Here is a 10,282-nt window from a genome sequence, read left to right on the forward strand (position 1 = left end):
GCGTTTGCCTGTTCAACCGGCGCGGGGCTCGCCCGGTTCCGAAGCCATCACTTCGTCCGACGGATCGAAGGTGCGCGCGCCGGCCAGCTGCGGGAACAGCTTGATCCATACCGCCGTGATCGCCATCGCGCCGATCCCGCCGGCCACCACCGCCCAGGCCGGGCCGATCAACGCCGCGAGAAAGCCGGACTCCGCTTCGCCCAGCTCGTTGGAGGCGCTGATGGTCAGTTGCGACACCGCGCCCACGCGCCCGCGCTTGTCGTCCGGCGTGTTGAGTTGGATCAGCGACTGGCGGATATAGACGCTGAACATGTCCGCCGCGCCGACGATGAACAGGCACAGCATGGAGAACCACAGCAAGGTGGAGAAACCGAAGGCGATGGTGGCGAGGCCGAAGACGAACACGGCGACCAGCATCTTCACGCCGACATTGGTCTTCAGCGGCACGATGCTGAAAATCGCCGCGACCGTGGCCGCGCCCACGGCGGGGGAGGCGGCGAGCAGCGAGAGGGCATGTTCCGGGCTGCCGCGCACCCAGTCCCCAACCGGCCCACCGATCAGATCCGCCGACCAGTCCAGATCGATAATGTCCCGCGCGAAGACGGGGATCAGCGCCGTCGCACCGGCCAGCAGCACGGCGAACAGGTCCAGCGTGATCGCGCCGAACACCAGCTTGTTGCGCCAGACATAGCGTGCGCCCTCGATGATTTGCTCGATCGGGCCGGTGCGCTTGGGCGCGCTGCGCGGCACATCGCCGATCAGGAACATGCACAGGGCCGAGGCGGCGTAGAGGATGGCGGACAGGGTGTAGGGCAGATGCGGCGCGATGCCGTAGAGCGGACCGGCGATACCGGGGCCGACGAGCGCGCCGAACTGCCAGGCGATGGTGCTGAGCGCGATGGCCTGCGGCAGCACTTCCTTGGGCACCAGATTGGGGGCGAGCGCACCTTGTGCCGGACCGAGAAAGGCGCGCGCCGTCCCCAATAGCACGGCCATCAAATACAGAACCGCCAGCGTCATCGCGCCCGACCAGGTGAGGAAGGCCAGCGTGCCGGCAATCGCCGACAGCGCGAGCAGCACGATCCGCACCACCCAGCGCCGGTCCCAGTGATCGGCCACCCAGCCGGTGACGGGGGTGAGGAAGAATAGCGGCACGAACTGCAGCAGGCCGATCAACCCCAGGCGGGCCGAAGCACCGGCGATGCCCATCGTCTCGCGCGCCAGATTATAGGCCTGCCACGCCACGATCAGCATCATCGCATAGACCGCCAGCATGCTGAACAGCCGGACGAACCAGTAATAGCGGAAATTGGCGATGCGAAAGGGGTGGGGGGCGGCGCTCATCGCCGCGCTATGGCCGTGCCCGGCGCGCGGTGCAATCCACGCTGTGATCGCAACCGGCAGAGACTGGCTGTATCGGCTCGCGCGCCTGGCGGGCGGCGCAAATGCCGTTGCGGGCATGCAGCGGCTTGGCGCGCCCGCCTGCTTGTGTCACTCTCTCGCCTTAGAGGAGTCTTTCATTCATGCCCAAGATCCGTTTGCTCGCAATGCTTGCCGTTTCCACTGCCGCTCTGGCCCTGAGCGCTTGCCAGACCATATCGTCCGGGAGCGAGAACGCCGTGGCGGCCGCCCCCGGCACCACGCTGGAGCAGGGCAAATGGGCCAATTTCCGCGACGCCTTCCTGACCGGTTATTTCAACCAGTTCCCCAATGTCGCGGTCTATCAGGGCAAACATCAATTTGACGGCTTGCTGCCGGATTGGAGCCCAGCCGGGATCGCGGCACAGAAGAATTTTCTCAAGAGCACTATCCGCGATGCCGAAGCGTTGAGCGGCCTGACGAAACAGGAGCGGTTCGAGCGCGACTATCTGGTGCATGTGGCCGAGGGGCAGCTGTTTTTCATCGAAGACGCGAATTTCCCGGCAAAGAACCCGGCCTATTATGTCGGCGCGCTCGATCCCAATGTGTATATCGCGCGGCCCTACGCCGATGCGACCACGCGGATGAAGGCGTTCATCACCTATGCCGAAAACGTTCCCGCTGCCGCCGCGCAGATCAAGGCCAATCTGAAGCTGCCACTGCCCGAGACGTTCGTGAAATATGGTCAGGCCGGTTTCAGGGGCTTTGCCGATTATTATAGCGGCGATGCCAAGGCCGCCTTTGCCGAGGTGAAGGATCCGGCGCTGCAGCGGCAGTTCGATGTCGCCGCCGCCAGGGCGTCGGCCGCGATGCGGGATCTGAGCGGCTACGTTGGCTCCAGACCCGGCACCAAAACCGGCTTTGCCATCGGCGCGGCAAATTTCAGCAAGATGATTCTGACCACCGAAGGCGTGGACACGCCGCTGGCCGAGCTGGAGCGGATCGGCGAGGCGGATCTGGCGCGCAACCAGGCGGCCCTGCGTGCGGCCTGCGAACAGTTTGCGCCCGGCGCGTCCATTCCGGATTGCATCGCCAAAATGGGCGCGGACAAGCCCGAAGGCGGCCCGGTGGCCGAGGCCCGCCGTCAGCTGCCCACGCTGCGCAAGTTCCTGATCGACAAGGACATCGTCACCATTCCCGGCACCGAGCAGGCGATGGTCGAGGAGTCTCCGCCCTATAACCGGCAGAACAGCGCCTATATCGATATACCCGGGCCTTATGAAACTGGCCTGCCCAGCGTCTATTATATTTCCCCGCCGGACCCGAGCTGGGACGCGGCAACGCGCGATGCCTATGTGCCCGGCGTAAAGGACCTGCTGTTCACCTCCGTCCACGAAGTATGGCCGGGCCATTTCCTGAATTTCCTGCACGCCAACCGGTCGGATAGCATTTTCGGCCAGCTGTTCGTCGGCTATGCCTTTGCCGAGGGCTGGGCGCACTATAGCGAAGAGATGATGTACGATGCGGGCCTGAACGATTTCGATCCGGAAACGCATATCGGCCAGCTGAGCAACGCGCTGCTGCGCGATTGCCGCTATCTTTCGGCCATTCGCCTGCACACGGGCCGCATGACGGTGCAGCAGAGCTATGATCTGTTCCGCAATGAATGCTTCCAGGACGAAGGCAATGCCCGGCAACAGGCGGCGCGCGGCACCTATGATCCGCAATATCTGAACTACACCATGGGCAAGCTGATGATCCGCAAGCTGCGGGAAGACTGGACCAAGGGGGATCGCAGCAAGTGGAAGGCGTTTCACGACGAGTTTCTGAGCTATGGCGGCCCGCCCATCCCGATGGTGCGCGCGGCCATGCTGAACGAGGCCACTGCCAAAGCGGCGTTCTGAGCGCGCCTTTTCCCAGCCTTCTGCGGTAGCGACCCCGGATGACCGATTCAGTGATGAGCCAAAGCGCGCCGCGCCCGGCGGCAACTATCTGGGCGCTGCGGCTGGCGGGTGTGGCCGCGGCCGCGGCGGTTTGGCTGGCCATGGGCGCGGCGCAGGAAGTGCTGCCCGATGCGCGCTGGGTGGCCGCCATCGCGACCTTGATGGCCATCTGGTGGATGACCGAAGCCATCCCGCTTGCCGTCACATCCCTGCTGCCGATCGTCATCGTCCCTGCCGTGACCGGGCAGACGGTGGGGGAGGCGGCAGCACCCTATGCCAGCTCTATCGTGTTCCTGTTCCTCGGCGGCTTTTTGATCGCGATCGCGATGGAAAAGTGGAACCTGCATCGCCGTGTGGCTCTGTTGACGCTGGCACGCGTCGGCACCAGCCCCAATCGCATCGTGCTGGGCATGATGCTGGCCACGGGGTTCCTGTCCATGTGGGTCTCCAACACGGCCACCACCCTGATGATGCTGCCAATCGGCTTTTCGGTACTGGCGCTGGTCGCGGATCAACTGAAAGACCAAGGACTGTGCGGCGACCCCGACGGGCAAAGGCAAGCGGCAGACGGAGCCGCGGCAAACGGCTCCGCGGTAAATCAGGGCGCACATGCTGCCGATGACATTGGCCGTTTCGGTACTTGCCTTGTGCTGGCTATTGCATGGTCCGCCAGCATGGGCGGTTTGGGCACGCTGCTCGGCAGTCCGCCCAACGCCATCGTGGCCGGCTATGCTGCGGATACGCTTGGCCTGCCGATCGGTTTTCTGGACTGGATGCTGATCGGCATGCCGCTGGCCTTTGGCTTTATCCTGATCGGCTGGTTCGTAATGACGCGGTTTCTCTACCGGTTCGATCTCAGGGAAATACCTGGCGGTCGTCAGATGATCGACCGGGAGATCGCCCGTCTCGGACGGTTCAGTCAGGGCGAGGCGATGGTAAGCATTGTCTTTGCAGGCGCGGCCTTTCTCTGGGTGGTTCCGGGCGTGCTCGCCAGCATTCCTGGCATGGAGGCGCGGCTCGGCTGGTTCGGCCAGCTGGACGATACCGCCGTGGCCGTAGCGGCTGGCATCGCGCTGTTCTTTTTGCCGGGGGAGGGACGCCAGCGCATGGTTCTGGACTGGAAGGATGCAGAAGAAGGGCTCCCATGGGGCGTCTTGTTGCTGTTCGGCGGCGGCCTCAGCTTGGCGAGCGCGGTCGCCGCGTCCGGGCTCGATGGCTGGTTCGGCGCACAGGTGGGTGGTCTTGGGACTTTGCCGATCCTCCTGCTGGTCGGCGCGGTGGTGACAATCGTGCTGTTTCTGACCGAGGTAACAAGCAACACGGCGACCGCGGCCACATTCATCCCCGTGCTTGGCGGCGTGGCCATCGGCATTGGCACCGATCCGATGACGCTGCTGATCCCGGCCGCCTTTGCCGCTACCTGCGCTTTCATGCTGCCGGTCGGCACGCCGCCCAATGCGATCGCGTTCAGCACCGGGGCGGTCACCATCAGGCAGATGGCCCGGGGCGGCTTCGTTCTCAACCTGATCGGCATTCTGCTCATCACGCTGGTCTGCTACGCCATCGGCGGCTGGGCCCTCGGCCTGACATTCTGATCTGCCGGAGAGGCAGCGCTCAATTTCCGGACCGGAAAGTGGGGGGCCATGTGCGGGCCACGTGCGGTCCATACCGGAAAAATGAATTGGGCAGGCAGGTTCGAATTGCATTCTTCGCGCGTTATGCGTTTAGTTGGTATCAGAGTTCGGTAATCTCGTTTTTCACTCAAGGGGACGCATCGGTCGTTTCCCTTGCCAATGCATGACCCATTGAGGCCTGTTCGACTATGAAAGTACTGATCGTCGAGGACGAAATCTTCGCCGCTCTTCACCTGGAAAGCGCGATTGCGGACCTTGGCTGCGATGTGATCGGCATTGCGCCCGATCGCTGCACCGCGCTGGAGCTGGCCAAGGAAAAGCCGGATCTTGCCTTTGTGGACCTCAACCTGCGCGATGGGCTGACCGGTCCGGACATTGCCCGCAGCCTGGCCAACCAGTTTGGCGCAAGGGTCTATGTCCTGTCGGCCAATCCCGGACAGATGGGGTGCAACCTGAATGGCCTGATCGGGGTGATCGACAAGCCGTGGCAAGAAGCCGAGCTGGCCCAGATCGTGCGCTCAGCCGAGGATGGCTAGCCCTACCCGGTTAACGGCCTGTTGTGCATACCGCGCCGTCAAAACGGGCGGTGCAGCAAGCTCGCCTTCAGTACCACCGTCACCTGAAGGCCGCTGGATCGCCAGTCTCGCGTGATCGTTCCGCCAAGCTGCCGTTTGATGCTCAGCTCCGCCAGTTCCGTGCCGAAACCGATGCGCTCGGGCTGTGCGGCGATGTCCGGGCCGCCATGCTCGCTCCATGTCAGCGTCAGCTCGTCGTCAGCCAGGCTGGACGTGACCGACAGGGTGCCGTCTTCGGCGGACAGCGCGCCATATTTGGCCGAGTTGGTCGCCAGTTCATGGACGACCAGCGCCAGCGGGGTGGCACTGCGATCGTCGATGGGCACATCGTCGCCCGTCACGGTAATGCGCGCCGTGCCTTCATCGCCATAGGCCGATAGCAGTTCCACCAGCAGGCCCTGCAGTGATCCGGCCAGGCTGGCCGGCTGCGAATGGGGGCTGTGCGGCCGGGCAAACTCATGCGCCTGCGCCAGCGCCCTGATCCGCCCAAGCAGCGCGGTGAGCGCGGGCTTCGCCTCGCCAGACCGGTGGGCGGTCAGGTTGATGAGGCCGGAAACGACGGCGAAGATATTCTTGATCCGGTGGCTCAACTCCCGGCTCAGCAATTCATTCTGTTCCGCCGCCCGCTTGCCATCGTCGATATCGGTACAGGTGCCGATCCACCGGGTGATCGTGCCATGCGTGTCCCGCACGGCCTGCGCGCGCCCGAGCACCCAGCGATAGGTGCCGCTGTGGTGGCGCAGGCGATATTCGATCTCGTACGCCTCACCCGTGTCGAGCGAATGCTGCCAGCGTGCCAGCGCGCGTTCCTGATCGTCGGGATGGAACATGCCGTTCCAGCCCTCTCCATCGGTGGATCCCGGCGCCACGCCGGTAAATTCATACCATTGATCGTTGTAATAATCGTGGAAGCCATCGGGCAGGGTGGACCACACCATCTGCGGCATGGCGTTGGTGAGCACCTCATATTTCGCCTCGGATGCGGCCAGCGCCCGTTCGGCCCGCACCTGTGCGCTGATCTCCGCATTGGTGCCGAGCCACCGCACGATGACGCCGTCCGTATCGCGGATCGGGATCACGCGCGTCAGGAAGGTGCGGTAATTGCCGTCCGCGCCGCGCAGGGGGAACATCATCTCGAACGGCTGCCCGTCCCGGATCGCGCCGGTCCAGCCCGCGATCACGTCGGGCAGCACGTCGGGATCGTGGACCGACTGCCAGCCCCAGCCTTTCATCGTTTCCGGCTCGGTCCCGGTATAATCGTGCCAGCGCTGGTTGTACCAGAAGATCGATCCGTCGCTCAGCGCGATCCAGCTGAGCGTGGGCAGAAATTCCGCCAGCCGCGTCAGCTCCGTGGCCAGATCCTGCGGTTCCTGCGGATCGACGCTGCCTGTGATGGTAACGGGATCGCGCCAATAGGCCTGCGCATGGTCCGAAGTTTGGCGGTGGGGCATCAGCAAGGTCCGTCGGTGTAGCTACCAGATCGGCTGCTGACCCGAACAGCTGGCGCGACGCGACGATGTCTAGCGCATGGGCAGGGGCTTGGGAAGAGACCGCGCACACCATCGCCCCCGCCGCCCAAGGGTGACAAAGGTGACAGGCGGAAGGGCCCAACATCGGCTCAGCCGTTGCCCGCTGGCGACGCGCCGCGCCGCGTGTGCTCGCTGCCCGAACGCGCCTTTGGCTCGTCGGACGCAGACGCGGCAATCCCGCGCTGGCGCACATCGATGGCCCGCATGGCCGCCAGCAGCAGGCGATTGTCATAGCGCCGCCGCACACCGCATTGCCGCCCACCGTAGAAATAGGGTTCGGCCACCCCATTGACCGCCCGGTCGAGCGCCAGCGACAGCGCCTCGGTCTCCCCCTGATCGATCGCCGCGTCCCACGCCGCGACGAAGCCCGCGCCCACCGCGTCCGCCGCGCCCCGCGCCGCCGCCCGCGCGCGCAGCCGATAGGCCGATTGCCGGCTCATCCCCACCGCCTCGGCCGCCGCGCCGACCAGCCCCAGCTCGCACAAGGCAGCGATAAACCCCCGCTGCCGCGCCGCCGTCCACCCGTTCGACGCCCGGCATGGCAAGGGCACGAAGTCGAGCGGATCGGCCGGCAGGCCGTCGGCAAGCGGGGCGGAGGAGGTGGATTGGGGGTGTGGCACGGACTCGGTCATGCGCCGCTTATGCCAAAAAGAGGGGCGTGTAGGACAGAACAAAGAGGGAACGGTGGCGGATGGATGGCTACTCGCGCCGTGTCACGCAGGCTTAAGCCGCTCCACCAGCATCTGCTCATTGCATAAATAAAATTATCATAAATAAAAGCGAACCGACTCCCGCCGCTGTTAGGCAGCTCGCGCGGCGGCGAGACGATGGTGACGCCGTCCTTCTGCAACTATGCGAACGTCGCACAGAAATCGTCGACCGCAATCGCGAAAGCGCACGTTGGACGAGCCTACGTGAAAAGGATCTAAAGTATGGTATATTTCCAGCGCTGTTACTAACATTCCCCAGCGCAAACATCCTCTCGTCCAATTCTACATTGTAACAAAGCCTTGTTAGCTCCGCTTCAACCTAACGAGCCGCAGCTTCCAAGCGAGCGCTAGGTCTCGGCACCTGGCCATACAGGACGTTCCAGCTCCTCGCCCGCTATCATTTTGCGTACCAACTCAAGCTGCTGGTTCAAAGCCTCAAGGAGAATGTCCCTCTCTTCAAATGTCGCTATACGGCCCTCAATGTTCACAGCCATGCTCTCAAACACCAACCTGATGTGGAGCAGGCTAACATTCACCGCAACAAGATGACGTGCCAGTGACCGGCTACCTTGGTCGTCCAGTTCGTAGACAGGGAATCGGCTGATCTCGTCAATCACCCCGGTAATAACCATGACGCCGCCGCGAAGACTTAATGATTCCGGGAGAAATTTGGGGGTTGTCCGCTGGTAGCTCTCTAGCACCTCGTAGCTATGCGATAGCAATCGAGCGGCAGCCTTCCGAAGTTGGCGCTTGCGATTCCAGATTGGAATGAACGCGGTCAGATAGGTTACAACCAAAGCAAGCATTGCGCCCGCAAATTGCGCCCAGCCCGACAACCCCTCATGCGCTTCCAGCCACGTCACTGTGTTCATCGCGATTGATGTTATCTCGTTCACACGTTACCTTTAAGTGCGTCGAAAAAACGTAGCATGTTCTGATATTTAGCAACAGCTAATACTATTAGTTCGATATCTGAGCAACAACTCCTCACAGAGGACTTAATTGGTCGCCGTCACCACTGATTGAGATTCAGTAACTCCACCATGAATAAGCTACTAAGAAATAAGGTGGAGATGTTCTAAATAAATCAAATAATCGCTCAGTAAATTTGTATCCTCGTCTTTCAGATGGCTCGTCTTGGAGCAGACTAAATATGAGCTGCTCTGCCTGCGCTACCTCTGACCTAGAGTTCACTAATTCGGCGTCGTATTGTTCTATATATGAATTATATTCATCCGCATAACGCTCATCGAAGCGCCGCGCTTCAAGAGCTAGTCTGGACTTATTTCTCAATTGAGCATATCTCAAACGCGTTTCTTGATCATGTCCGCTGAGGTTGTCTAGCTCTCCTTGAATTCCCGCAACTGTTGCACCGGAAGAATTTTCGAGGTCAGACAAGTACAAAGCGCGAGCTGAACTGCGCCGCTCTACAGCTATTTTTTCGTTGCCTGCGAACTTTTCCTTGTTATTTGCATAGCTATCTCTCGCCGCCGTAAGCCGCTTTCTAGCAGCATCCATTTCATCAAATTTTCTCAGCTTGAAGCGCTCATTCAAAATAAGATCATATGTTGTAATAAGTTGAGCTACGATGAGGCTATATTGTAATATAAGATAGATGCTTGCTACCAGTAGCGACCTTTTCAGCACGACCTCAGGAAGCGAAAATAGTGAGATTAGTGCCTTAAATGCGGAAGCATCGTATAACCCAAAATTTACAATAAGTAATGCGCTTGTGGTGACATATAGCCACTTTCTTGCGGCTAGACAGCGTTTGTACGCGCCGTCCTCGGCAGTATGCTCATCATCGCCGAAAATAACCTGGAGCATATATCGGTCCTAAACCTTATTTCCTTCAAAACAAGACAGTAAATGTTGTATTAATAACTTATATTAAAATATATGTGCGTTCATAGTAAAAACTACAAAGAGTTAAATGGTATTATTGTAGAACCCGATGTTTTTATAATTGCATATCTAACAAAGGGGCGGGCAGGTGAAGAATTCGCAGCTAGAGATGGAATTTGCAAACATGAAGGACCGGCATGAGCTATTTGCCAAGTTCGGCATTGCCGCAGAGGCGGCGCAGCTTTTCGAGACGGAACTTGGAACCCTTCTTCTCGCCCTCAGAGGTTTAGAGCATAATTGGCACCGCGGCTCGGATGCAGCCGCTGCTCAAAAAAGCCTAGGCCCTGTTGACAAACTGGATTCACAAACGGGCTGAGTTGTGATTCAAGATAGCTTTTGCGGAGGTTATCTTGGCGCGGTTGCTGATGGAGGATGCGGAGTGGGCATTCTTTGAACCCTTTTTGATGGCGGTGCGTGGGCAAGGCGGTCGGCCTGCCTCCAACCACCGGCTTGTTCTGGATGGCATTTTCTGGATTGCTCGCACTGGTGCTGCCTGGCGTGATCTGCCTGAAGAGTTCGGCAAGTGGTCGAGCGTCTATCGCCAGTTTCGGCGCTGGACCTTGTTAGGGCTGTGGGAGTTGGTGCTCGATGCCCTCAATGACAGCGGCGCGGTGCCAGACAGCGTCC

Annotated in this window: 10 protein-coding genes; 5 read left to right on the forward strand and 5 right to left on the reverse strand. The window is 60.9% G+C overall.

Annotated elements, in window-relative coordinates; translation table 11 throughout:
• Positions 1-12: 12 nt before the first annotated feature.
• Entirely contained in the window at positions 13-1,344 is a 1,332-nt protein-coding gene (locus G410_RS0114905; RefSeq protein ID WP_022674457.1) for an MFS transporter, read from the reverse strand.
• A 179-nt stretch (positions 1,345-1,523) separates the two neighbouring features.
• Between G410_RS0114905 and G410_RS0114910 the strand changes: the two genes are divergently transcribed.
• The 3 genes from G410_RS0114910 (at position 1,524) to G410_RS17085 (ending at position 5,472) form a co-directional block, all read left to right on the forward strand.
• A complete protein-coding gene (locus tag G410_RS0114910) occupies positions 1,524-3,263 on the forward strand; it encodes a DUF885 domain-containing protein (protein ID WP_022674458.1) in 1,740 nt (579 codons plus the stop codon).
• A 38-nt stretch (positions 3,264-3,301) separates the two neighbouring features.
• Positions 3,302-4,897: an SLC13 family permease gene (locus G410_RS0114915; RefSeq protein WP_022674459.1), complete on the forward strand. Its 1,596-nt coding sequence runs from the start codon at positions 3,302-3,304 to the stop codon at positions 4,895-4,897.
• A gap of 227 nt (positions 4,898-5,124) precedes the next feature.
• The gene (locus G410_RS17085) at positions 5,125-5,472 is read left to right on the forward strand and encodes a response regulator (protein WP_022674460.1); all 348 of its coding nucleotides are present in this window, start codon (positions 5,125-5,127) and stop codon (positions 5,470-5,472) included.
• A 38-nt stretch (positions 5,473-5,510) separates the two neighbouring features.
• On the opposite strand, the gene G410_RS17090 is transcribed toward G410_RS17085, so the two are convergent.
• From G410_RS17090 to G410_RS0114940, 4 genes are all read right to left on the reverse strand, one after another.
• Positions 5,511-6,962 carry a sensor histidine kinase gene (locus G410_RS17090; protein ID WP_022674461.1) on the reverse strand — a complete coding sequence of 484 codons (1,452 nt, stop codon included), beginning with the start codon at positions 6,960-6,962 and terminating at the stop codon, positions 5,511-5,513.
• Between the two features lie 167 nt (positions 6,963-7,129).
• Positions 7,130-7,672, reverse strand: coding sequence for a hypothetical protein (locus G410_RS17095; protein WP_022674462.1), 543 nt, complete (start codon positions 7,670-7,672; stop codon positions 7,130-7,132).
• A 425-nt stretch (positions 7,673-8,097) separates the two neighbouring features.
• Entirely contained in the window at positions 8,098-8,622 is a 525-nt protein-coding gene (locus tag G410_RS0114935; protein WP_022674463.1) for a hypothetical protein, read from the reverse strand.
• Positions 8,623-8,779: 157 nt separating this feature from the next.
• On the reverse strand, positions 8,780-9,577 hold the full coding sequence (locus G410_RS0114940) for a hypothetical protein (protein ID WP_022674464.1): 798 nt from the start codon (positions 9,575-9,577) through the stop codon (positions 8,780-8,782).
• A gap of 166 nt (positions 9,578-9,743) precedes the next feature.
• On the opposite strand from G410_RS0114940, the gene G410_RS0114945 reads away from it, so the two are divergent.
• Together G410_RS0114945 and G410_RS0114950 are read left to right on the forward strand one after the other, a co-directional pair.
• Positions 9,744-9,971, forward strand: a complete 228-nt coding sequence (locus tag G410_RS0114945; protein ID WP_156851984.1) for a hypothetical protein — start codon at positions 9,744-9,746, stop codon at positions 9,969-9,971.
• 49 nt (positions 9,972-10,020) lie between these two features.
• The coding region (locus tag G410_RS0114950) for a transposase (protein WP_022674466.1) at positions 10,021-10,282 on the forward strand (262 nt) is incomplete at its 3' end.

The organism is Novosphingopyxis baekryungensis DSM 16222 (assembly GCF_000420305.1).
GTDB lineage: Bacteria > Pseudomonadota > Alphaproteobacteria > Sphingomonadales > Sphingomonadaceae > Novosphingopyxis > Novosphingopyxis baekryungensis.